Annotated in this window: 16 protein-coding genes; 7 read left to right on the top strand and 9 right to left on the bottom strand. The window is 69.8% G+C overall.

Features of this window, described 5'->3' with window-relative positions; translation table 11 throughout:
- Positions 1–16: 16 nt before the first annotated feature.
- The gene (locus AB0B68_RS20845; protein ID WP_357261874.1) at positions 17–6,706 is read left to right on the top strand and encodes a polymorphic toxin-type HINT domain-containing protein; all 6,690 of its coding nucleotides are present in this window, start codon (positions 17–19) and stop codon (positions 6,704–6,706) included.
- A 502-nt stretch (positions 6,707–7,208) separates the two neighbouring features.
- On the opposite strand, the gene AB0B68_RS20840 is transcribed toward AB0B68_RS20845, so the two are convergent.
- From AB0B68_RS20840 to AB0B68_RS20830, 3 genes are all read right to left on the bottom strand, one after another.
- Positions 7,209–7,754, bottom strand: a complete 546-nt coding sequence (locus AB0B68_RS20840) for a hypothetical protein (protein WP_357261871.1) — start codon at positions 7,752–7,754, stop codon at positions 7,209–7,211.
- A 221-nt stretch (positions 7,755–7,975) separates the two neighbouring features.
- Positions 7,976–9,517: an alpha/beta hydrolase gene (locus AB0B68_RS20835; RefSeq protein WP_357261940.1), complete on the bottom strand. Its 1,542-nt coding sequence runs from the start codon at positions 9,515–9,517 to the stop codon at positions 7,976–7,978.
- 88 nt (positions 9,518–9,605) lie between these two features.
- Positions 9,606–10,721, bottom strand: coding sequence for an ATP-dependent DNA ligase (locus tag AB0B68_RS20830; RefSeq protein WP_357201437.1), 1,116 nt, complete (start codon positions 10,719–10,721; stop codon positions 9,606–9,608).
- Between the two features lie 135 nt (positions 10,722–10,856).
- Here AB0B68_RS20830 and AB0B68_RS20825 point away from each other — a divergent pair, with 135 nt between their 5' ends.
- Both AB0B68_RS20825 and AB0B68_RS20820 read left to right on the top strand, forming a co-directional pair.
- Positions 10,857–11,069 (top strand): hypothetical protein, encoded by a 213-nt coding sequence (locus AB0B68_RS20825; RefSeq protein WP_357201440.1) that lies wholly within the window; start codon positions 10,857–10,859, stop codon positions 11,067–11,069.
- Between the two features lie 148 nt (positions 11,070–11,217).
- A complete protein-coding gene (locus tag AB0B68_RS20820; protein WP_357261868.1) occupies positions 11,218–11,640 on the top strand; it encodes an SRPBCC family protein in 423 nt (140 codons plus the stop codon).
- On the opposite strand, the gene AB0B68_RS20815 is transcribed toward AB0B68_RS20820, so the two are convergent.
- Entirely contained in the window at positions 11,615–12,109 is a 495-nt protein-coding gene (locus AB0B68_RS20815; protein ID WP_357261865.1) for a GNAT family N-acetyltransferase, read from the bottom strand. The genes AB0B68_RS20820 and AB0B68_RS20815 overlap by 26 nt on opposite strands.
- Before the next feature lie 97 nt (positions 12,110–12,206).
- Here AB0B68_RS20815 and AB0B68_RS20810 point away from each other — a divergent pair, with 97 nt between their 5' ends.
- Positions 12,207–12,710: a DUF1990 domain-containing protein gene (locus tag AB0B68_RS20810; RefSeq protein ID WP_357261862.1), complete on the top strand. Its 504-nt coding sequence runs from the start codon at positions 12,207–12,209 to the stop codon at positions 12,708–12,710.
- Between the two features lie 21 nt (positions 12,711–12,731).
- On the opposite strand, the gene AB0B68_RS20805 is transcribed toward AB0B68_RS20810, so the two are convergent.
- Complete coding sequence (locus tag AB0B68_RS20805; RefSeq protein ID WP_355009388.1) at positions 12,732–13,652, bottom strand: DNA-3-methyladenine glycosylase 2 family protein; 921 nt, start codon at positions 13,650–13,652, stop codon at positions 12,732–12,734.
- A gap of 400 nt (positions 13,653–14,052) precedes the next feature.
- On the opposite strand from AB0B68_RS20805, the gene AB0B68_RS20800 reads away from it, so the two are divergent.
- The 3 genes from AB0B68_RS20800 to AB0B68_RS20790 all read left to right on the top strand — a co-directional run bounded on the left by AB0B68_RS20800 (position 14,053) and on the right by AB0B68_RS20790 (position 20,421).
- Positions 14,053–15,870, top strand: coding sequence for a stealth family protein (locus tag AB0B68_RS20800; RefSeq protein WP_357201453.1), 1,818 nt, complete (start codon positions 14,053–14,055; stop codon positions 15,868–15,870).
- 67 nt (positions 15,871–15,937) lie between these two features.
- On the top strand, positions 15,938–18,667 hold the full coding sequence (locus tag AB0B68_RS20795) for a CDP-glycerol glycerophosphotransferase family protein (RefSeq protein WP_357261859.1): 2,730 nt from the start codon (positions 15,938–15,940) through the stop codon (positions 18,665–18,667).
- On the top strand, positions 18,664–20,421 hold the full coding sequence (locus tag AB0B68_RS20790; RefSeq protein ID WP_357261856.1) for a stealth family protein: 1,758 nt from the start codon (positions 18,664–18,666) through the stop codon (positions 20,419–20,421). The genes AB0B68_RS20795 and AB0B68_RS20790 overlap by 4 nt, the downstream gene beginning before the upstream one ends.
- A gap of 78 nt (positions 20,422–20,499) precedes the next feature.
- Here AB0B68_RS20790 and AB0B68_RS20785 read toward each other — a convergent pair whose 3' ends face one another.
- From AB0B68_RS20785 to AB0B68_RS20770, 4 genes are all read right to left on the bottom strand, one after another.
- Positions 20,500–21,147: a hypothetical protein gene (locus AB0B68_RS20785; protein ID WP_355009394.1), complete on the bottom strand. Its 648-nt coding sequence runs from the start codon at positions 21,145–21,147 to the stop codon at positions 20,500–20,502.
- 202 nt (positions 21,148–21,349) lie between these two features.
- Complete coding sequence (locus AB0B68_RS20780) at positions 21,350–22,132, bottom strand: zf-HC2 domain-containing protein (RefSeq protein WP_357201463.1); 783 nt, start codon at positions 22,130–22,132, stop codon at positions 21,350–21,352.
- Positions 22,129–22,821, bottom strand: a complete 693-nt coding sequence (locus AB0B68_RS20775) for a sigma-70 family RNA polymerase sigma factor (protein ID WP_030488630.1) — start codon at positions 22,819–22,821, stop codon at positions 22,129–22,131. The genes AB0B68_RS20780 and AB0B68_RS20775 overlap by 4 nt, the downstream gene beginning before the upstream one ends.
- A gap of 125 nt (positions 22,822–22,946) precedes the next feature.
- Positions 22,947–23,804: a fused MFS/spermidine synthase gene (locus tag AB0B68_RS20770; RefSeq protein ID WP_357201467.1), complete on the bottom strand. Its 858-nt coding sequence runs from the start codon at positions 23,802–23,804 to the stop codon at positions 22,947–22,949.
- Between the last annotated feature and the right edge of the window lie 5 nt (positions 23,805–23,809).

The raw sequence follows: 23,809 nt of genomic DNA, 5'->3' as shown, positions 1-23,809 counted from the left end.
CCGTCAGGAAGAGGCCATGCCGAATTCACCCGCACTCCTTTCCCGTCCCCGACGGTTGATCGCCCTGAGCAGCATCGCGGTGCTGGTGGCGTCGACTCTCACGGTTCCTCAAGCCGCGCAGGCATCCCAGGTGCCTTCCGGGGACCGCCCCGTCAAGGCGACCAAGGCGGAGACCGTCCGCCGGGTGCCGGTGGACCGGACCCCGCTTCCGGACGACGGCGGCAGGTGGGCGGGGCCGAAGCACGCGACCTGGCCGAAGGCGGGTGCGGCCACGCTGGCGGTCGCCGAGACGCGGCGCGAGCGGCAACTCGATGGCGATCGGCAGTCGGCGTCGGCGGTGCGGGGCCTCGCCGGTGGCTTACCGGTGACGGCCTCGGCCGTCACCGGTAAGCGTGTCCCCACCCAGGCGCGCGTGGAACTCCTGGACGAGCAGCACTCCCGCCGACTCGGGGTCAGCGGCCCGGTGGTCGTGGTGAACGGCGACGCCGGGACGGTCGACGCGGTCTTCGACTACGCAGAGATCCGGCAGCTCTACGGCGCGGGCTGGGGTGAGCGGCTGACCCTCAAACGGCTGCCGGCCTGCGCGGCGACGACCCCGCAGCGGTCGGAGTGCCAGGAGACCGGTCGGGTTGACGCGACCAATGACCCGGCCACCAGCACGTTGTCGACCAGGGTCGACCTCTCCGGTGCGGCGCCGGCGGTCTTCGCCATCACCGCCGAGGAGTCCTCGGAGGAGGGCGACTACAAGGCCACCGACCTGAAGGCGTCGGGATCCTGGACCGCGGGAGACAGCTCCGGAGGGTTCTCCTACTCGAACCCGCTGCGCCTGCCGCCGGCAGAGGGTCCGCTGCCGGAGATGTCGTTGGACTACTCGTCACAGGTGGTCGACGGGCGGATGGCCGGCGCCAACAATCAGGCGTCGTGGGTCGGCGACGGGTGGGATTACGCGCCGGGCTTCATCGAGCGTACCTACGCCACCTGCACGGACGACCGCGACGCTGTCGCCGGCAAGGATCCGAACAACAAGGACAAGAAGACCTACGACCAGTGCTGGAAGGGTGACTCGCCGAACGTCACGGTCTCGCTCAACGGCACCAACGCGTCCCTGATCAAGGATGACGCCTCGGGTGTCTGGCGGGCCCAGAGCGACAGCAACTGGCGGATCCAGTTGGACGGCAGTCCGGCGACGTCGGGGAGCGCCACGACCGAACGGTGGACGGTCACCACGCCCGACGGCACCCGCTACTTCTTCGCGGGCGAGGCCGCCGCGACCGACTCACGGTGGACGGTCCCGGTCTTCGGCAACCACTCCGGCGAGGACTGCCACGCCACCGCCTTCAAGGACTCGTCCTGCAAGCAGGCCTGGCGCTGGATGCTCGACAAGACCGTGGACGTGCACGGCAACACGGTCCGCTACTACTACCAGGGCGAGACGGGTCACTACGGCGCGGCTGACGACAAGGACAACCGGCAGTCGTTCACCCGGGGCGGTTACCTGACGCGAATCGACTACGGGCTGCACGCCAACTATTCGAGCGTCGCTGCCACCGGGCGAGTGGTGTTCAGCGTCGCCGACCGGTGCCTGGCGACCGAGTGTCACAAGGACGGCAAGCCGGTCAAGGCGAACTGGCCGGACGTGCCATGGGACAAGGAATGCGACGCGGTGCCCTGCACCGACAAGCTGGCACCGGTCTTCTTCAGCACCAAGCGACTCACGAAGATCACCACCCAGGTACGTGACGGCAGCGCGTTCCCCGACGTCGAGTCGTGGAGTCTGAGCCACGAGTTCAAGGCGCCGAAGGTGGCCGGCTCGGCGTCGCTGTGGCTCAAGGAAATCGTGCACGCCGGGCACGTCGGTGGCCTCGTCACGGACCCGCCGGTGCAGTTCACCGGCGTGGAGCTGGTGAACCGGGCCAATGTCCTGGCGGGTGCGCCGCTGTTCTCTCGGTGGCGGATTCAGAACATCCGCACCGAGTCGGGCGCCGACATCCACGTCACCTACTCCGATGCTGACTGTGACCTGAACGACCTGCCGGGCTCACCGGAGACCAACTCGCGGCTGTGTTACCCCGTGTACTGGACTCCGGACGGCTACACCGACCCGAAGCGCGACTGGTTCCACAAGTACGTCGTCACCGAGATCTCCGAGATCGACCGCACGGCTGATCAGCCGGCGATCACGACCCGGTACGAGTACAGCACCGACGGGGGTGGCACGAGCGTCCTGTGGGGCTACGACGACGGTGAGTTCACCAAGAAGAAGCACCGCACGTACGGGCAGTGGCGTGGTTACTCCCAGGTGGTCACCAAGGTCGGCGAGCCGGGTCGGGGCGTACCGCTGACGACTCGCAAGCGGTTCTACCGGGGCCTGGACGACCAGCCGTTGCCAGGCGGTGGCAGGCGCAACGTGCAGGTGTCCGACTCGGAGACCACCACGTTCTCGGACCATCCGGCGCTGGCCGGTTCCCCACTTGAGGAGGCGACCCTCGACGGGTCAGACGTCGTCGAGGCGTCCACCACGCAGTACTGGACCCACCAGACCGCCGCGCGGACCCACACCGGGGGCACCGACCGGGCGTACTTCACCGGCCCGTCCGTCGTGAAGACCCGCAAGTTGCTGGCGCCGAACGTGTGGGCGCGGACCGAGACCCGCACCACCTACGACTCGGACGGTCAACCGGAGACGGTGTCCGAGCTGGGGGACACCGCCCGTACCGGCGACGAGACCTGCGGCACCACCACGTACGCGAAGAACGGCACCGCGTGGATCCGCGCGGCGGTGTCCCGGGTGGAGACGGTCGCCAAGTCGTGTGGGGCGACGGTGAACCGCCCGGCGGACGTCATCTCCGATGTGAAGACCTACCACGACGGATCGGACACCCACGGCTCCGCTCCCAGCAAGGGCCTGGTGACCCGCGAGGACACCCTCGACACCTGGAACGGTGGACCCGTCTACGCCACCACCTCCCGGAGCAGCTACGACGCGCTCGGGCGGATCGGAAGCGTGACGGACGCCCGGGGCGGGGTCACCACCACCACGTACACACCCGCGGGCCCGGGGCCGGTCACCCAGACGGTCACCCTCAACCCACTCCAACACAAGACGACCACCACCCAACAGCCGGCCTGGGCCGAGCCGACGTCGGTGGTGGACGCCAACGACAAGCGCACCGACCTGGCACACGACCCGTTGGGGCGGCTCACCAAGGTGTGGCTGCCGGGCCGGGCCAAGGCGACCAAGACACCGAACCTGGAGTTCGGCTACCGGGTACGTGCCGACGGGCCGCTCGCCGTCACCACCAAGCGACTCGGACCCAACGAGACCTACATATCCGAGATCGGGCTCTTCGACTCGCTGTACCGGCCTGTCCAGACGCAGGAGGACTCCCTCAGTGGGCAGCGTCTGGTCGAGTCGACCGGTTACAACGACCGGGGCCTGGAGGCGTATCAGGCAGGTCCGGCGTACGTCACCGGCGCACCAGCCGACGAGCTGCTGCAACTGAACCCGGGCGAGGACCGTGTCCGCACCGTCCTGAGTCATGACGCCGTCGGACGGGTCGTCAACGAGGGCACCTGGTCGGGCCACAGCCAGTTGTGGGCGACGGTCACCAGCTACGGCGGCAACCCGGACGGCTGGCAGGTGGCGGTCACCCCGCCGCGGGGCGGCACGGCCACCGCGACCATCAGCGACGTCCACGAGCGGACCACGGAGCTCCGGCAGTTCCATGGGATCACCCCGAGCGGCGGGTACGACGCCACGAAGTACACGTACACCCCGCGCGGTGACCTGGCGACCGTGACCGGCCCGGCCGGCAAGGTCTGGGAGTACGGGTACGACCTGCGCGGCCGGGAGGTGCGCACGGTCGACCCGGACAAGGGCGAGACGACCCTCACCTACGACAACAACGACGACGTCACGTCCTCCAAGAACGACCTCGACGACGTGGTCTCCACCGAGTACGACGTCCTCGGACGGCAGAAGAAGCGCCTGGTCAACGGTCAGCCCGCCGCCGAGTGGGCGTACGACACGGTGGCCAAGGGGCACCTGTCCAAGCAGGTGTCGACCGTCGACGGACACCAGTTCGTCCGGGAGATCTTCGCGTACAGCGACGCCTACCAGGTCGCCGACGAGGAGGCGCGCATCCCGGCGATGCCGGGCCTGGGGACGGCGGCCGGGACGTACGTCTCGACGTACACCTTCAAGGCCGACGGGTCGCCGGACCGGATGAACGTTCCCAAGATCGGTGCCTTGGAGCGGGAGACGATCGGCCACACCTACGACGACCTGGGCAATGTCACGCGACTGGTGGGCACGTCGTACCCGTCGGGAACCAACACCGTCTACGTCGACGCCGCAACCTACTCGCCCTACGGCGAGGTCCTGAAGCGCACGCTCGGCGTCAACAACAAGCCGCAGGCGTACCAGACCTACGTCTACGACGACCCGACCCGCCGGCTCAAGGAGTTCTATTTCGACCGGGACGCGACGGTCAACAACGTCGCCGCCCTCTCCTACGAGTACGACCACGAGGGCAACGTCCTGTCGATGGCGAACACGCCGCTCGACAACGAGGACAAACCTCGACCTGGCGACAGTGACGTCCAGTGCTTCCAGTACGACCAGTTGCGGCGTCTCACCCAGGCGTGGACGCAGGCGACCACGACCTGTGCCGCGGATCCGACCGCGGGCGCCATCAGCGGTAAGTCGCCGTACTGGAAGGCGTACGCCTACCACGCGGACGGTTCCCGCAAGTCGGTCACCGACCGTCGTACCGGTGTCGCCTCCGACTACGGGTACGCCGCAGCCAACGCGGCCCAGCCACACGCGGTTCGGACCGTGACCACCGGCAGCCGGGTGGACCACTACGACTGGGATGCCACGGGCAACCTCACCTACCGCAAGGTCGACGGGGTCACCGAGAACCTGGAGTGGAACCCCCAGGGCAAACTCCAGAAAATCACCGGACCGGGTGGCGCGACCCGGATGGTCTACGACGCCGATGGCAACCGGATCGCCCGGATCGACCCGAACGGTCAGGCCACCGTCTTCATCGCCGGGCAGGAGCTGGTCGTTCAGGGTCAGGACACCACGGCGACCCGGTACTACCAGCACGCTGGCGACACGATCGCCTCTCGGGCCGCGTCCACCGCGACGGGTCCCAAGGACCTGACCTGGCTCGCCGCCGACCAGCACGACTCGGCGCACTGGGCGGTCAACTCGGTCACCCGGGTGGACACGGTCCGATACTCCGACCCGTTCGGAAACGCCCGCTCGGGCGGCACCGGCGGCACCTGGCCCTCCGGCCAGCGCGGCTTCGTCGGCGGCATCAGCGATCCGACCGGCCTGTCACTGCTGGGTGCCCGCTTCTACGACGCGGCGCTGGGCGCGTTCATCTCCGTCGACCCGGAGACTGACGAGTACGACCCGCAGCGGATGCACCCGTTCGCCTACGCCAACAACAACCCGGTCACCTTCGCCGACCCGGACGGCCTCTTCTTCGGAAAGATCAAGAATGCGGCCAGCCGGGCCGCCAACGCGGTGGCAAACACCGCCAAGTCGGCGGTCAAGGCCGTGGTCGACAACGCGGGCACCATCTCCGCGGTCGCGGGCGGGATAGCCATGGTGGCGGCGGTACTGCCACCACCAGCCCAGGTGGTGGCAGCCGCTGCCGCCGCGGTGTCGGCGGTGGCCGGCGCAATCGACACGGCGAAGACCTGCAAGGGTGGCGACACTGCGGGCTGCGCCATGGGTATCGCGTCGATGGTCCCGGGAGTCCGGCAGGCGAAGACGGCTGCCCGTGGCGCCGGCGCGGTCAAGAAGGCTGTGAAGGGGAAACGCCCGAGCGGTTGTAACAGCTTCCTGCCCGGTACGCCGGTCCTGATGGCCGATGGTAGCTACAAGGCCATCGAGGAGGTTCAGCTCGACGACGTCGTGTGGGCCGCCGACCCGGAGTCGGGCAAGGAAGGCGCCCGACCGGTCACCGCGCTGATTACCGGCGACGGGCAGAAGACGCTGGTCGACATCAGCATCGACTCCAACAGCGACGGCGTGGCCGACGGCACGGTGACCGCCACCGACGGGCACCCGTTCTGGGTCGACAACCAGGGTGAGTGGCTGCGGGCGGAGCACCTGAAGCAGGGTGACCTGCTCCTGAGCCCGGACGGTGCTCGAGTCAGCGTCATCGCGGTCGTCGCCTATGGCGCGGTCGCGACGGTCCACAACCTCACTGTCGACGACATCCACACCTATCACGTCCTGGTCGGCGACACCGACGTCCTCGTCCACAATGACACCATCATTGAGGGATGCCCGGTGGATCTGGGGCGGGTATCCACGGGAGAGGCCTTTGAGCAGGCAACGGCCGCCCGAGACAGGCTTATCAGCCTTATGGAATTCACGATGACGAGATCGAAGATCAGAGATCATTCAACTGTGGTTGGCGCGGTCGACATTCGTACCGGCAATTGGGTGGCTGCCGCTAAGAGTACGGCGAAGGGAAAGAACTATTGTTCTGAGACTCTTTGTCGAAACGCGCTGGTCAAGAGAGGCGCGAGGCCAAAAGATATTCGTTATAGCGTTGCGCTTCGACCCGCGAGCAAGAAGCCCATCAACGTCTGCAAGTATTGTCAGCAATGGTCTCGCCCGAAGAGCTATCCGACAACGATCGGCTTTGACCCGGGCTCATGGGGGCGAGGCGGCATCTAGTACTTCAGGCGACATCGTAAAGACGGCTCGGTGTGGCTTGCCGGGGTAGTGGGTGATTGCGTCGTGCTCGGTGATGAAAAGGGGTGTAGTGGTTTCAGGACGTCCAGCGACGGCCGGCCATCCCGACGGGGGTGGGTAGCGGCGGGCTCGACTGGAGAGCTTCGGGGACGTCCATCTTGCCGATGCTTGATTGGGGCGGATCAGCGGCCAGTGGTGCGCGAGGTGGGCGTCGATGTCCTGTGGCAGCACGGCGCAGAGCCGGTCCGTGGTGTCCCTCTGCGCCTCGACCCATGGGCACGCCAGTTGATAGGCGGGCGACCAGAAGCAGCCAGCAGGCCAGGTCGTGGAGCAGTGGCCGGTGATCAGCCGACGCGGGGGGTCACGGCCATGAAGTAGCCGAATCGTGCCTGACGGGTATTCGCCACAGCCATGGATCTTGGCCGTAAGCCTCGCTCACCATCCTCTGGTGAGCGTGGATTAAGCGCTGGTGGCAGGGGGCCCGTCAGGCTCCCCGAACGCGAACTGTGCGATGCGGTGGCTGGTCGGTGGTCCCAAATCCCGTCTGAATCAATTCCATTCCCGTGTCGGCGAACCGCCATCGCTGTACCTGAACGATGTCACCACGGAGCCACTCCTGGCGCACGATGGGCCGGCGAAGTTGGGCCTCAAACCACGACGCCGTTGCCTCTGCGCATTCCTCGACAGCTCCTGCAACCTCGAACGCTAGTTCTGTCGGCTGTTTCGGGAGATCCAGAATCGTGCTGTGGATTTGGTCGCCGCGCACGCGTCCCCCACCCAGGTACGCCCCGAGGCAAAACAGAACGCGACCGTCGACACCGTCAACAGCGTCCGCCCAGGCCAACATCTCATGCCCATCTGCATTCCATGCGGCTACGTCGGCATCGTCTTGCGGGTCAGGCAACAGGAGATACGTGTCGGCGGGATCCCCAGGCCATGCCGCCGCCGCGCGACGACGCAATATCGCAACAAACGCGGCGAGGTGCGGAGCAAGCGGTCTGTCGTACTCAAACCACTCTGCCATGACCACAAGCACACGGTACCCGACCGAGCCGTTCGCGGTTCATCGTTGCCGCAGTCACCAGGGGTTAGGCCAAGTAGAGCAACCGCCGACGGCTTGGGGTAGCCGTTCTGCCCGATCGGCTAGTGGGACCAGGCATTAGTTGTCTTCGTCCACGATTGAGCGTGACGATCAGGCTTACCGAGGGGAGTCCAATGCCATTGAAGAAACCTTAAGCGGCGCACCGATAGCTAGCGGGGTGGGCAGCGCAGGCCCTCGCGGGGGACCGTGAGGTCGATCAGGTAGGCGTTGACCGCGTTGGTGATGCAGGACGTCTGCGGGTACGCGGTGTGCCCCTCGCCCTCCCAGGTCAGCACCCGACCCACACCCAGCATCGACGCGAGCCGTGGGGTCTGCTCGTACGGCGTCGCCGGGTCGCCGGTGGTGCCGACCACCACGATCGGCGGTGCGCCGTTCGCCTTCCCGGTCGGGTAGGGGTCACGCCCGCCCGGCCATTCGACGCAGCTCAGCATGCCGACCGCCAACGCCGGCCCGAACAGCGGGTATTTTCCGCGCCACTCGGACTGCAACTGCCGGATCTGCTGCCGGCTCGGCTTCTCCGTCTCGTCGGCGCAGTTGATGGCCAGGTTGGCGTCGAACAGGTTCGAGTAGTGCCCGTTGTCCTCCCGGCCGGCGTACGCGTCGGCGAGTCGGAACACGTCCTTCGGGTCGCCCTCGGCGAGCTTGTCGATCGCCTGGGCCAGCTCCTGCCAGCCGGATTCGGTGTAGAGCGAGGAGATGACGGCGTAGAACACCCAGCCGGCGGTGGCCTCCCGCCCGTCGTCGCCGCGTACCGGGGAGACCTTGGCCTTGTCGATGGCCGAGGTGACGGCGGCGCGGGCGTCCGGGGCGATCGGGCAGCGGCCCGCGTTCGCCGCGCACCAACGGGTGAAGTTGGTGAAGGCCCGCTCGAAGCCGCGGGCCTGGCTCTCCGAGCCCTCGACCAGCCGCTGCTGCGGGTCGACAGCGCCGTCGAGCACCAGCGCCCGCACCCGCTGCGGGTAGAGCTGGGCGTACGTGGCACCGAGCAGGGTGCCGTACGAGTAGCCCAGGTAGGTGAGCTTGTCGTCGCCCACGGCGGCGCGTACCGCGTCCATGTCGCGGGCGGCCTGTTCGGTGCCGTACAGCGGCAACTGGTCGCCGTAGCGGTCGCCGCAGCCGCGCCCGATCCGCTGGCTCAGACCGACGAAGCCGTCGAATGCCGACTGGCTCGCCGGGTCCGGGTCGAAGCCGAAGCTGGCGTCCAGGTCGGCGTCGGAGATGCACTTCACCGGGCTGGAGCGGGAGACCCCGCGCGGGTCGAAGCCGACAATGTCGAAGCGCTCCGTGATCGAGGCGGGCAGCCCGCCGAACTGGGCGCCGAAGGAGAGGTAGACGGCGGTGTCGACACCGGAACCGCCAGGGCCGCCCGGGTTGATCACCAGGGAGCCCAACCGGTCGCGCAGCTTGGTGGACCGGGCGCGCAGCAGGGCGATCTCGAAGGTCTGCCCGGCACCCGGGCCGGCGCTGGCCCCGTTGCCGGTGCCCCAGTCACGGGGCACCTGAATCCGCGTGCACTCGTAGCGCATGTTCGGTGCGCTCCGCCCGACCAACTCGTCGGGCACCTCCGGGCAGGGCCGCCAGTTCGGCGAGCTGCCGGTCGGGGCGGCCGCGCCCTCCACCTCGGTGCGCGGCGCGAACGCCGGCAGCGTGCAACCGGCGGTGAGCAGCGCGGCGACGACGAAGGCTGCCAGAGTGCGACGGCCCCGGCGGCTGGACGCCCTCCGAGGCTGGTCGGCGGTGCGGATCACGTGGTCCTCCGGAATCGGGTCGACGGCCAGGCTACGCCGAGCCGGTGGCGGCTCGGTCCACGGTGGCCGTCGGGTCGCCGCGCAGCACCTGGTCCACGTCGAAGCGGATCGGCCGGTCGAGCTGGTCGTAGCGGCAGGATCGGGGGTCGCGGTCCGGGCGCCACCGGACGAACTGCGCGGTGTGCCGGAACCGTTCGCCCTCCATGGCGTCGTAGCCCACCTCGACCACCAGCTCGGGGCGCACCGGCTCCCACTCCAGGTTCTTCGTGCCGGTCCACCGGCTGACCCCGCCGGGGATGCGTTGGCCGCGCTCGTGGTCGCCGTGCACCCACGGGTGCTCACCGGCGATGTCCCGATAGGGCGCCAGCTCGTCGAGCAACTCGGCGCGGCGGGCCATGCTGAACGACGCGCTCACGCCCACGTGGTGCAGGACCCCGGCGTCGTCGTAGAGGCCGAGCAGCAGCGAGCCCACCACCGGGCCGGACTTGTGCCAGCGGAAGCCGGCCACCACCGCGTCCGCGGTGCGGGCGTGCTTGACCTTGAACATCAGTCGCTTGCCCGGCTCGTACGGCAGATCGGCCGGCTTGACGATCAAACCGTCCAGCCCGGCGCCCTCGAAGACGTCGAACCAGCGCCGCGCGGTGTCCGGGTCGGTGGTGACCTGGGTGACGTGCACCGGCGGGCGCACCCCGGCCAGCGCCTCGACCAGCCGCTCCCGGCGGCGCGGGTAGGGCTGGTCGAGCAGGGCCTCGTCCCCGATCGCCAGCAGGTCGAACGCGACGAAGTCGGCCGGGGTGGTCTCGGCCAGCATCTTCACCCGGGACGCGGCCGGGTGGACGCGCTGGGCCAGCAGCTCGAAATCCAGCCGGGGCTGGCCGCTCGGCCCGTCGCGCCGAATCACGATCAACTCACCGTCGACGGCGCACCGCGGCGGCAGCTGCCGGCGGGCCTGCTCGACCACCTCGGGGAAGTAGCGGGTCATCGACTTGCCGCCCCGGCTGGCCAGCTCGACCTCGTCGCCGTCGCGGAAGACGATGCACCGGAACCCGTCCCACTTGGGCTCGTAGGTCACCCCGGGTGTGGTGGGCAGCTTGGGAACGCTCTTGGCCAGCATCGGCTCGATCGGCGGGTTGATCGGCAGGTCCACGCCGACCAGTCAATCAGACGGTGCCGACAGTCGTGAGGCAGATCACCGTGCACGGCGGGGCGGCGTGTCCCCCCGCGCGCCGCTCGTCCCGACCGGGCGAATCGAATAGCCCCAGGTCAGAGCTACTTTCGCGAGGTGTCCGAGTGGGTCTGTGGCTGCTGCGGGCGGTGGCGGGTGAGCGTCGAGCTGATCCGGGGCCGCTACCGGTTCCGGCTGACCCGCCGCTACCCGCAGCGGTTCGGCGGCGGCCGGAACGTGCTCGGCGAGGTGGGTTCGGTGCCGGAGCTGGAGGAGCTGTTGCGGCGGCGTACCCCACTCACCCTGGCCGACCTGCGCGAGGCCGCCTGATCCGTGCGGGGACGGCGTACGGCCGGGAACTGCCGGGTACCTCCACTGAGGAGGGACGGACGGCGGTGGACCGCGCTGTCACAATGCTCTCGGCGGCCTCGTCTGCACCCGTGGCGGTGCCGAGCGGCGTCGCCGGGGAGGGGACACCATGCGGTTCGAGGCCGACACCGAGATCGCCGCGGACGCCGAGCAGGTCTGGGCGGTGCTTGTCGACGTGCCCCGCTGGCCCGAGTGGACGGACTCGGTGACCCGGGCCGAGCGGGGCGAGCCGGGGCCGCTGACCGTCGGCGCCACCGCGCGACTGACCCAGCCGAAGCTGCGGCCGGCCCTCTGGCGGGTCACCGAGCTGACCGACCGGCGGGAGTTCGTCTGGGTCTCCGACGCGCCGGGTGTGCGGACCACCGCTGAACACCGGCTGCTGCCGCTGCCCGACGGGCGTACCCGCGTCGAGTTGGCCTTCAGCCAGTCCGGCCCGCTGGCCGGCGTGATCGGTCGGCTGTACGGCGGGCTGTTCCGTCGTTACGTGCGGATGGAGGCCGACGGGCTCAGACGTCGCTGCGAGCGGGGCTGACGGCCGGCTTCTCCAGCACCGCCAACGGGATGCCGTTCGGGTCCGGGCGGTGCGCCACGATCCGGTAGCCGTGCCGCTCGTACAACCGCAGGTTGCGCGCGCTGTCCGCTCCGGTGAACAGGGTGAAGCGGGCCGCCCGGCCGGCGCAGGCCCGCTCGATGGCGGTGAGCAGTTGCGCCCCGACACCCCGCCCCTGCTGGTCCGGGGCGACCGAGAGGCGGCCGACGTGCGCAGTGTCCCCGTCCAGGTGGGCCCGCACCGAGCCGACCAGCCGGTGCCCCAACCGGGCCGCGAGCACGATGCTCGGGCCGGCCAGCACCGCCGTGACCTCGTCCAACGTCTCGGTCAGCGGAGGCAGGAACGGATCGCTGTAGTGCTGCGCCTCGGTCAGGTACGCGGCGCGCTGGACGGTGAGGATCTCGCCGGCGTCCACGACACCGGCCGGAACGATGCTCGCCTCTGCGTTCATCGGGGCAGCACACCACAGCCGCCGTTGCCATCGACGGGCGGCCCGACCGCACCGGCCGTACCCTGACCGGTGTCCGGTCGAGGTCGAGGGGGCAACGGTGGCCGAGTTGACGTACCCGGAGGTGGGGTCGACCCGGCACGGGCCGTTGCCCGGCGGGTACCACCACCTGCGCCACCGGTATCCGTTGCCCGGCGACTGCTTCGAGACCGCCGCCGACGCGGTGTTGAGCTGGCGGCTGCACCGCGCCGCCGGTGTCCGGATCCGCACCGACGCGCCGCGGGCCACCACCGGTGTGCTGGTGGCCTCCGGCCTCGGCGTCGGCCCGGCCCGCCTCTGGGGGCCGTGCCAGGTGGTCTGGAGCGTGGACTCACCAACGCTCGCCGGTTTCGGTTACGGCACCCTGCCCGGGCATCCGGAGCGGGGTGAGGAGGCGTTCGAGGTCGTCCGCGACGACGCGGGCGCGGTCTGGTTCGAGGTCCGCGCGTTCAGCCTTCCGGACCGCTGGTTCACCCGCGCCGGCGGCCCGGCGGTGAGGGCCGTGCAGCACACGTACGCGTGGTGGCTCGGCCGTACCCTGCGTCGGCTGTGCGAGGGTCGCTGAACGCCCTCGCGCCGCAGCGACTCAGAACCGGGCGAACGAGCGGATCGGGGCGCGCGGGCCGTACTTCGGTGCCCGGATGCCGGCCGCCTCCAGCAGCAGACACACCCGGCCCCGGTGACCTCGGAACGGCTCCAGCAGGGCCATCATCCGGGCGTCGTCGCCCCTCGGTTCGCCGGCGAGCGCCCAGGCCACCGTGTTCGGGATGTGGTAGTCGCCGACGCTGACCGCGTCCGGGTCGCCGTACGCGATCCGGACCACCTCCGCGGCCGTCCACGGCCCGATGCCGGGGATCGCGGTCAGCCGGCGGGTGGCGTCAGCTGCGTCGGTGCTGCGCTCCAGGCGGTCGGCGAGCGCGGCGGCGCGACGGAGCGTGTCGGCTCGGCGCTGTTCCACCCCGAACGGGTGGAACACCCAGTACGGGGCCGCGGCGACGGTGGCTGCCTCGGGCGGAAGGAGCAGCGGCTGCAACGGGCCGGGAGCCGGCTCCCGGAAGTGCCGCACCATCGCCGAGTACGCCCGGTAGGCCTCCTTGCCGGTGACCTTCTGCTCGAAGACCGCGCGCAGCAGTCGGGGGAAGACCTCCCCGGTGGCGGGCATCCGCAGCCCCCGGTGCTCCCGGGCCAGCCGGGCGACCAGCGGGTGCGCCGCCGCCAGTTCGGTGAAGCCGGTCAGGTCGTCGCGCAGCCCGGCGATCGCGTCGGCGCGGGCGAGGACGTGCTCGGCGCCGGGCCCGTACCCTTCCGCGAGCAACTCGCCGCCGGCCGGTCGCAGCGCGAGCGTGGCCGGACCGTCCGGGGTGCGGGTGGCCCACCAGAAGGTGCCGGCCGCCACCCGGGCGCACGGGTCGTACGGGCTGAAGGTGAGGGCGCGGACCGAGGCGATCAGCCGGTAGCCGACCGGTGGGTGCAGCACCCTGGTCGCGGCGGGTCCGGTCTCGGTCACCCCGCTACTGTGCCAGGTCACGGTGCGGGCTGACGAGCGGCCGTACCGGTTCCGCCCGGGGGTTGAGGAGCTTCGCGGGGGTACGTTCGTCCGACCTTCCCGGTGTGGTTGATCATCCGAACGGCCAGGATTATCTTGGCGAACCCTCGCATACCGCCCTTATGCCATTTTCGGCGGTGGGTCAGATATCGATCATGTGGTTGTTTGATGGCCTGCAGGTAAACGAGTGCCTCGGGCACCTGCGCAGTGTCAACGGGGGATCTGCGGAAGGGCATGCAGTGATGGCTGCGCGAGTCTGTGTCAAATCATCGCGAGTGGGATTTCGCCCCGCTACCCGTCCGCAGGGCTGACAGGTGCCCGCTGACGAGGCGGCCGTCCCGAGCGGACGGCGGCCCAGCGCATGATCGCCCTGAAGGTCTATCGACTCCTACCGTCGTCGGCGCGGCGACGGCTGCTGGGTCTGCTGCCCGCACACCGGCGGCTCGGCCTGGTGCAGACGCTCTCCCGACCGCGCGGCAGCGACACAGTGCATCACCTCGGTGCCCGGGTGGCAGTGACCGACGGCGGCGTTCGGACCCGGGCCGAGGTCGTCGCCACGGCGACCCCGTTGCAGCAGTGGCACCGCAACCTCACCGCCGTCACCACGGCGCTGCACGCCGCCGGCATCGAATACCACTGCATTCGTAACGACGACCACCTGCGCAGCACCGTCGCGGTCCTCGACGACCAGCGGACGGCGGTACGACGCCTGATCCGCTCCGCGCCGGAGCTGTCGGGCGCGGACGTCCGGGTGGTGCAGGTCCAGCCCCGTCGCGATCAACCGGACGGCGCCCCGACCGAGGTGATCCAGGTCTGCTTCCCGGTCACCGACACCCGCGCCGGTGTCGTCCTCGGCGCCCAGTTCGCGTGCGAGATCGAGTTCTGGAGCCGGCACGGAGACATGGTCCGCGCTCCCCGGCGCAACGGGGTCGTCGACGAGGCCCCCGCCCAGGCACAGCCGGTCCGGGTGGCGGCGGCGCTGCTGAGCCACTTCGTGCCCGAAGCCGACGACCACACCTACGGCACCCGCCGGGATCTGGCCGTCCGGGCGCCGGACCGGGTCGGCTTTCCGATCGACGCCGTCTACACCTGGGTGGACGGTTCCGACCCGCAGTGGCTCAAGCGCAAGTCGATGGCGCTCGGCACCCCCGGCGGCCCGTTGCACGCGGTCGCGGCCAACTCCTCGCGCTACCACAACCGCGACGAGCTGCGGTATTCGTTGCGGTCGCTGCACAGCTTCGCGCCCTGGCTGCGCCGGATCTTCCTGATCACCGACAGCCAACTGCCGAGCTGGCTCGACCCGAGCGATCCGATGATCACGGTCATCTCGCACGCCGAACTCTTCGCCGACCTCGGTGGCCGGTCGTCGTACAACTCGCACGCCATCGAGTCCCGACTGCACCGCATCGACGGACTGGCCGAACACTTCCTCTACCTCAACGACGACGTGTTCCTCGGTCGTCCGCTGCTGCCGAACCACTTCTTCCACGCCAACGGGATCGCGAAGTTCTTCCCCTCGCCGGCCCAGTTCGGCCTGGGGGAGGCGAAGCCGGAGGACCCGCCGGTGAAGGCCGCCGGAAAGAACAACCGTCGGCACATCCAACGGCAGTTCGGCGTGACCATCACGCAGAAGATGAAGCACACCCCGTTCGCGCTGCGCCGCAGCATCATGCAGCAGATCGAGGGCACGCTTCCGGACGAGGTGGCGGCCACCGCGCGGCACCGGTTCCGGCACCACGGCGACCTGTCCATCCCGTCGTCGCTGCACCAGTACTGGGCGTTCCTGACCGCGCAGGCCGTCCCCGGCGACATCGAGTACGAGTACGCCGACCTGGGTCACCCCTCGACCCCCGCCCGGCTGGCCGAGCTGCTGGCTCGTCGCAACCGCGACGTGTTCTGCCTCAACGACACCGACTCCGACCCGCTGTCGTTCGCCGAGCAGGAGCGGATGCTGGCCGACTTCCTGCCGCGCTACCTGCCCTTCCCCGCCCCGTTCGAGCTGCCGGACGACGTGGTGGCGGAGCGGCGGAACGTGGGCGCGGGGGAGCTGTGGCGGCGTTCGTACCGTCCGGTGCTGGATGCCCGTCGACGCGCCCCGGTCGACGCGCCCACTATGCCCAACAACATGCTCAACACGGTCAGCGACTTCAAGGCCGTCCTGCTCGGGCGCGACGAGTGAGCCCGCACCCGGCCGACGCGCCGATGTTCCCCCCGCGTTTCCCGCATCCTCTCCAGTGGAGCCCAGAGTGGTAGACCCCGCCCCGCAGGTCACGATCATCGTTCCGGTCTACAACGTGGTGGACTACCTGCCCGAGACACTCGGGTCGATCGCGGCGCAGACCGTCTTCGGCCAGTGCCACGTCATCCTGGTCGACGACGGCAGCACCGACGGCTCCGACCTGCTGGCCAAGCAGTTCGCCGCGGAGCACCCGAACGTGACCGCCCTGCAACAGCCCAACAGCGGGCCCGGGGCGGCCCGCAACCTGGCGCTCGACCTGGCCGACACGCCGTACGTGGCGTTCGTCGACTCCGACGACCTGCTGCCACCGCGCGCCATCGAGGTGCTGCTCAAGGCGATCGTGACCCATCGGGCGAGCATCGCCGTCGGCGACATGGACACCTTCCCGAAGCCGACCGCGTTCCTGTGGAAGAAGCCGTTCGGCAAGGGTGACCGGCTGCTGGAGTCCGTCGTTGACGCGCCAGATCTGATCTTCGACGCCGGCCCGTGCCACAAGCTGTACGACCTCGCCCAACTGCGCCGGCACGGTTTCCGGTTCCGCGAGGGGGTCCACTTCGAGGACGCCTTCCTGGCCATCCCGATGCTGCTCAAGGCCGAGCGCATCGCCCTGGTCGACACGGTGGTCTACCAGTACCGCAAGCGCGCGGTCAGCAGCTCCATCATGGACAATCTCTTCGTCCGGGAGCAGAACTTCTGGGATCACCTGGAGCTGTGCGAGACCCTGGCCGACCTGCGGCCCGACCTGGACGTGTTCCGCCGCGAGGTGCTCGAACGGTGGCTCGTCCGCAGCTACCAGGGCTTCGCCATGCGGGCGCACACCCTCTTCGAGGACGCCGACCTGTGGAAGATCTTCGAGAAGTGCACCCGGATCTACCAGGACATCGATCCCGCCTTCATCGCCCACTGGACGATCGACACCCGGCACCGCGTTCCGTACCTGGCGTTCAAGTTGTACGACTTCGAGTTGTTCGCGCGTCCCTGGCAGCGGCTGCGGGGGGTCGTCGCCTGCGGCGGTGACCTGCACCTCGACTACCCGGTGACGCCGGCGCTGCTCCCGCTGACCAAGGTGACAGCGGTCGGGGTGCGGCTGGAGCAGACACGGCTCACGTCCTCGGGGGAGACGCTCAAGGTCTCCGGACACCTGGTGGTCAACGGTCTGCCGATGCGTGCGCCGCTGAGCACCCCGATGGGGCTGCGGGTGCGGGGCAGCAGCCTCACGGTGCCGGTCACCGCTGAACGACGGGCGGACCTCAAGGCCGGAGACGACGACCGGGAGTGGTCGGGCTTCTCGGCGGAGCTGCCGATCAGCAAACTGCGTGGCGGCCAGCACGCGCTGCGGCTGGTGTTCCTGACCGCGACCGGGCAGGCCTCCCGGCACTGCCTGATCTCGGCGGCCTACCTGCGTGACGCGACCCTGAAGCTGTCCGGCAACACCCGGGTCCTGCCCACGTTCAGTGGGCGGGAGAACGCGGAGCTGCTGGTCCAGCGCAAGGCCGGGGTGGCTGGGCAGCGCCGGTGGCGACGCCTGATGCTCCGCAAGGACCTGCGGCACGCGGCCTCCCGGGGCCCGTTCTGGAAAGAGCGGCTGCTGCGTACGCTCACCGCGCCGTTGATGAGCCGACGCGACGTGTGGCTGGTAGGCGAGCGCACCGACACCGCGCAGGACAACTCCTCGCACCTGTTCCGGCACCTGCGGCAGGTGGAGCGTCGGCGCAACGTCTACTACCTGTTGGCCAAGGAGAGTCCGGACCGGCACCGGTTGCAGGGATTGGGCAACGTGGTCACGCACGGGTCGTTGCGGCACAAGTTCCTGATGTTGCACGCCACCAAGCTGATCAACTCGTACGACATCGACTCCTACATGCTGCCGTCCAGTTGGGAGCGGTCGCCCTTCCTCAAGCACCTGAACTGGCGGATCGCCCCCACCCGGGTATTCCTCGACCACGGGGTGATCGAGAAGGACGTCAGCGCCGGTGTGCACCGTGGCCGGGCCTCCTTCGACCTCTTCGTGACCTCGGCCGACCGCGAGGCCGAGTACGTGGCGAAGGACCTCGACTACGGCGACATGGTGGCGAACACGGGCCTACCCCGCTTCGACGCGTTGATCCCGGACCGGGGCCACCGTCGCATCCTGTTCATGCCGACCTGGCGCACCTACCTCGTCACCCCGTCGTACAACAAGGCGGCCCGGCCTCGCGTCGCCTTCGAAGGCTCCGCATACCAAATATTCCTCGCCGCGTTGTTCGGTGACGAGCGGCTGCGGCAGGCGCTGCGGCAGTACGGGTACACCCTCGAACTCCTGCCGCACTACGAGATGCGCTCGCTGCTGGCCGGGCTCGTGCCGACCGACGACTGCTTCGCCATGGCGGACCAGACCAGCCGGACGGTGCAGGACGCGCTGCGCCAGTGCGACCTGTTCATCACCGACTACTCCTCCACGGCCTGCGACGTCGCCTACCTCGGCACCCCGCTGATCTACGCGCAGTTCGACGCCGAGGAGTTCTGGACCATCGGCGGCTACAAGTTGGGGTACTTCGAGCATCGGGAGGACGGGTTCGGCCCGGTCTGCGAGACCGCGTCGGAGACGGTGGACGCGATCATCCGGTACCTGGAGAACGGGTGCGTTCGTGAGGAGGAGTACACCCGCCGGGCGACGGACTTCTTCGTCACCCAGGACCGCAACAACTCCCAGCGGGTGGCCACCGCCATCGCGGCGCTGCCGGGCCCGCAGCGGTGAGCGGCCCGACGCCCCCATCGGGGGAGCCAGCCCGGGCGCTGGCCGAACCCACCGGGTTCGTGGAGGTGTACCGCCGGGTGCTGAGCCCGCAGACCCGGCGGGCCATCGCGACGAAGGTGAGCCCCAGGGCCCGGCACCAGCTGAAGCAGTGGGTCGCCCGGGCCGCGCGGGACGGGCACCTCTCCGAGCGCCGGGGCGAACGGCTGGCCCGCCGCCAGCCGGAGTTGCTGGCCGGCGCGGACCGGGTTGTAGTCACCGCCGACCGGGGACCCAGGGTGGCCCGGATCGGGGCGGCCACCCCCCTGATGGCACGACTGGACAACCTCACCGCGGTGACGGCGGCGCTCGACGAGGCCGGCGTACCCCACTTCCGGGTACGCGGCGAAACCCACCGCTCGTCGGTCGTCGCCGTCGACGCCGCGCACCGCACGCGGGCGTACGCCGCACTCGCCGCCGCCTGCGGTCGGGTCCCTGGCTACGTCGGCGTGCCGAACGACACCGGGCAGCCGGCGGCCGGCTTCGAGCCGAAGACCTGGGACCGGCTGGCCGACGCCGCGGTGTTGCGGCTGACCTGGTACTGGACCGACCCCCAGCGGCGGCTGGTGCTGGGGCAGGCGTACGGGTGCGACGTCGAGTTCTGGACCCGGGACGGTGACACCCTCGTCGCCCCGCGGCCCAACGCCGTCGCCGAACAGGTGACCGTGGCGGCGCCGCTGGTCCTCGTACCGGAGTCGCGGTTCACCGGCCTGGCACCCGCCGCCGCACCCGCGACCGCCTGGACGCGTCCGGAGTTCGCCGCACCGCGCCCCGACGACGTGCCGTTCCCGGTCGACGTGGTCTACACCTGGGTCGACGGCACCGACCCGGCCTGGCTGCGCCGACGGGCAGAGGTGGCCGGGGTGCCGTACCACGCGGAGGCGGCGAGCGCGGCCCGCTTCCTCAGCCGCGACGAGTTGCGCTACTCGCTCCGATCACTGCACCTGTTCGCGCCCTGGGTGCGCCATGTCTACGTGGTGACCGACGACCAGGTGCCGGCCTGGTTGGACCCGTCCGCCAGCGGACTGCGGGTGGTCAGCCATCGGGAGATCTTCACCGATCCGACGGTGCTGCCGACGTACAACTCGCACGCCATCGAGAGTCAACTGCACCACATCGACGGGCTCTCCGAGCACTTCCTGTACTTCAACGACGACGTCTTCCTCGGCACCGAGGTGCTGCCCCAGGACTTCTTCCTGGCCAACGGCATCTCCCGGTTCTTTCCGTCGCCGGCGCTGGTGCCGCCGGGCCCACCCGCCGCCGGGGACATTCCGTCGTCGGCGGCCGGGAAGAACAACCGGGCGTTGATCGCGGAGCGGTTCGGCACCGTGCTGACCCAGAAGATGAAGCACATGCCGCACGCGCTGCGGCGAAGCGTGCTCCAGGAGATCGAGCAGACGTTCCCGCAGCAGTACCGGCGGACCGCGGCGAGTCAGTTCCGCAGCATGGACGACCTGTCGGTCGCCTCGTCGCTGCACCACTACTACGCGTTCCACACCGGTCGCGCGGCACCGGGGAACCTGCGGTACACCATCGCCGAGCTGTCCCACCCGGACACGCCCGCCCGGTTGGCGCACCTGCTCGCCCGTCGGGATCGGCAGGTTTTCTGCCTGAACGACGCGTTCTCCGTCGAGGAGGACCTCGAGGCGCAGATGGCGCTGCTCATCCCGTTCCTGGAGACGTACTTCCCGGTGCCGAGCCCGTGGGAACGGGCCTGACCCACCCCGGAAACGGCGGTGGCCGGTCGCGCCCTCCCCGGCGACGACCGACCACCGTGCCCTCGTGGGCGACCAGGCTCAGTACGAGTAGCCCGAGCCGCCGGCGTCGTTCGAGCCACTGTCCGCCGGCGGTGCGACGGCCTTCGGCGTGCCCTTGGGCAGGCAGCTCAGGTTCTTCTTGCCGTCCGGCTGGACCACGAACCAGGTGCCACCGACAGCCTGGCCCTTCCACTGGCCGGGCTTCTTGTCACCGATGTAGCGGTAGACCGGCCAGCCGCCGACAGTGAGCTGACGGGTGCCGTCCTGCCGGGTCACGCTGCTGACCTTGTCGTCCGAGACGCCGGTGAGCTCCGGGTTGCCGTCGGTCAGTGCCGGGGGCCACACCTCGGCGCACTTGTCGACGCAGTTCGACGACGGCGGGTCGGCGGTGTCCTTGTCGAAGCGGTACAGGATCCAGCCGTCCTGGTCGGTGACCACCTTGCCCATCCGGGCGACGCTCTTACCGACCAACTTCTCGGTCAGGTCGACGTCCGCGGGCGGGGCGTCGGCGGCGGGCGCCTCCGCAGAAGCCGAGGCCTCAGGTTCAACCGTCGCGGTGGGCTCGGCCGCGGCGACGGCGACCGGCTCAGCCGCGCTCGAGTTCGCCCCGTCGTAACCCGCGGGAGCGCAGGCCGTTAGTGCGACCATCGCGCTCGCGACGATGACGGTCCGCTTCATCTGTGCCACGTGCCCTCCTCATTCTTGACAGTTCACCCATAGGTACGGCGGTTGGGCTGTCAAGGTTGAAGTAGTAACAGTGGTCAATTTCACTTAAATCGATTGAACCGTTTCCGGCTGCCATGCGTACGCACCCGCGAGGGACCCTCACGTAACGACAGATCGGCGCCGGCCATTGTGACAATGACCGGCGCCGATGCGGTAGGCGCGCTTACATGGGTACGGTGACCAGCGGACTCGCCACGCCGTTGGCATCCACCGACTGCACCTGGAGCTGCTTGATGTCCTTCGGCAGAGCCGACGTCGAGGCGCTCAGTTCGAGACCCTGCGGCCGGGTGTTGGTGCCATAGCCGCCCTCCGGCACCGACCAGGTTGAGATGACCTCGGTGGTGGCGTTCTTGCGTACGACCACCAGTCGGCAGACGCGTGGGCCGGGCAGCTTCCGCAGGCTGAAATTGATCCGGGTGCCGTAGTCCTTGGTCACCAGGAACATGGTGGTCTGCACACCGGTGGTCGGGTCGGTCGCCTCGACCTGGTCGCCCTCCACCTCGGTGCCGCCCACACCCGGGCCGCTCGGCGCGGCCGTCGGCACGCTCGTCGGAGGGTCGTTGGGCGCGCTCGGCGTCGACTCGGCGAGCACCCCCGGCGGTTGATCGTTGGCGGTCACGCTGACGAAGCCGTACCCGGTCAGACCGCCGAAGACCACCACCGCGGCGGCCGTCGCGAGCATGTGACGAAACCGGCTACGTCGCCGGTCGGCCCGGACCGCGCCGAGCGTCCGGTCCAGCAGGGCCGGGTCGGTCGCCGTCTGTTCCAGCGCCATCATCGTCTCGCCGTCGATGTCGGAGAGCAGCCCGACGACCGGCACCATCGTCTCCAACTCGGCCGCGCACGCCCAGCAGGTGGCGAGATGTTCCTCGAACCGCTCAGTGTCCTGCTCGTCGAGCACACCGAGCGCGTACGCCGCGACGTCCATGTGGTCCGGCCGGCTCATTCTGTCACCCCCCGCTCCTGCAGAGCCGTGCGCAGCGCGCGCAGCGCGTAGTAGACCCTCGACTTGGCGGTGCCGAGCGGCAGGCCCAACTCCTCGGCTGCCTCCGGCACCGTCCGCCCCCGGAAGTACGTCGAGATCAGAATCTCCCGGTGCGACTGACTGAGCGTACGCAGCGCGTCCGCCACCGTCATGGTGCGCAGGACCCGGTCGGTGCTGTCCGCCTCGGCGAACGCGGTGAGGTCCCGGTCGTACGTCTCCGGCGGCCGGGCCTCCTGGCTGCGGTGCTCGTCGATGGCGATGCGGCGGGCCACAGTCACCAACCACGGCCGCAACGAGCCCTGCCCCTGCGTGCCCAGCCGGTGCGCGTTGCGCCAGGCACGCAGCAGCGTCTCCTGGACGATGTCCTCCGCGCGCTGCCGGTCCCCCCCGGTGAGGCGCATGACGAACATCAGCAACGGGCCGGCGTGTTCGGCGTAGAGCTGACGGATCAACTGGTCGGAGTGGCTGGCCTCGGTTGTCGTCGCCTGATGGCGTCCGGGCGCCGGTCGCGGCGTCACCGGACCATTCTGGCGAGTCGACGCCCGTGCGTCGACCCCTCGGGCAGACGAGGTCGACCGTGACGAGGGTCGCGCCGACAACCAGTCAGCGCGTACCGCGTCGCCATGCCAACCGGCCGCCACCGCGTGCATGCAGACCTCCGGGATGTCCGTGACCAACGCCAGCCCACGAGGTGGGCCGCCCGGTGGTACGCAGCGCCTGCCCCAGCGGATCAACAAACGACGAAAAAACTTCCCCACCGCTGTCGGGTGGACGGTCAGCGGCGTACCGAGAACAGCCCCGGCGGTGGCGGATCGGAGCCGGTGGCGTCCGCGTCCCGAACCACCTGCGCGCCACCGACGAAGCGGTCCAGGTCGTCGCCGGCCACCACCCGGCCGGGGAACCAGTCGCCGGCGGCGCGTCTGGTCAGCTCCGGCACCGGCGGTGTAGACCGCCCGGCGACCAGCACCAGATTGCCGTACCGGCGCCCACGCAGCACCGCCGCGTCCCCGACCAGGCAGGCCTGCGGCAGCACCGAACGGACCGTGGCGACCTGCCCACGGGCGTGCCGCAACGGCGGGCCGTCGGCCAGGTTCGCCAGGTACCAACCGGCGGGGCGGAGCACCCGGGCCACCTCGGCGGCGTACTCCACCGACGTGAGGTGGGCCGGCGTACGCGCACCGGCGAACACGTCGGCGACCACCACGTCGTAGCTGGCCTCCCGGGTGGACGCGAGCACCGCCCTGGCGTCCTCCACCCGGACCCGCAACCGGGCGTCCGACGGCCACGGCAACGCCCGACGGACCAGCTCAACCAGCGCGCCGTCCACCTCGGACACCCGCTGGGTCGACCCGGGTCTGGTGGCGGAGACGTACCGGGGCAGGGTCAGCGCGCCGCCACCAAGATGCAGCACCCGCAACGGCTCACCGGCCGGCGCGAGCAGATCCACAGCGGCAGCCAACCGCCGCACGTACTCGAACTCGAGGTGGGTGGGATCGGTCAGGTCGACGTGCGACTGCGGCGCGCCGTCCAGCAGCAGCGTCCACGAGCCGGCCCGGTCCGGATCCGGCACCAACTCCGCCAGCCCGGTGTCCACCTGCTCGACCACACGGTCACCCGCCCGTTTACGCCCCATCGGAA

The sequence above is a fragment of the Micromonospora sp. NPDC049049 genome, from assembly GCF_040649115.1.
Taxonomy (GTDB): Bacteria; Actinomycetota; Actinomycetes; order Mycobacteriales; family Micromonosporaceae; genus Micromonospora.
This window is presented reverse-complemented; position numbering and strand designations above follow the sequence as displayed.

Excerpts from the sequence above, each read along its gene's own strand:
- AB0B68_RS20800 (WP_357201453.1), top strand. The coding sequence starts at position 14,053 with ATGATCGCCCTGAAGGTCTATCGACTCCTACCGTCGTCGGCGCGGCGA.
- AB0B68_RS20780 (WP_357201463.1), bottom strand. The coding sequence starts at position 22,132 with ATGAGCCGGCCGGACCACATGGACGTCGCGGCGTACGCGCTCGGTGTG.
- AB0B68_RS20845 (WP_357261874.1), top strand. The coding sequence starts at position 17 with ATGCCGAATTCACCCGCACTCCTTTCCCGTCCCCGACGGTTGATCGCC.
- AB0B68_RS20820 (WP_357261868.1), top strand. The coding sequence starts at position 11,218 with ATGCGGTTCGAGGCCGACACCGAGATCGCCGCGGACGCCGAGCAGGTC.
- AB0B68_RS20770 (WP_357201467.1), bottom strand. The coding sequence starts at position 23,804 with ATGGGGCGTAAACGGGCGGGTGACCGTGTGGTCGAGCAGGTGGACACC.
- AB0B68_RS20775 (WP_030488630.1), bottom strand. The coding sequence starts at position 22,821 with ATGCACGCGGTGGCGGCCGGTTGGCATGGCGACGCGGTACGCGCTGAC.
- AB0B68_RS20815 (WP_357261865.1), bottom strand. The coding sequence starts at position 12,109 with ATGAACGCAGAGGCGAGCATCGTTCCGGCCGGTGTCGTGGACGCCGGC.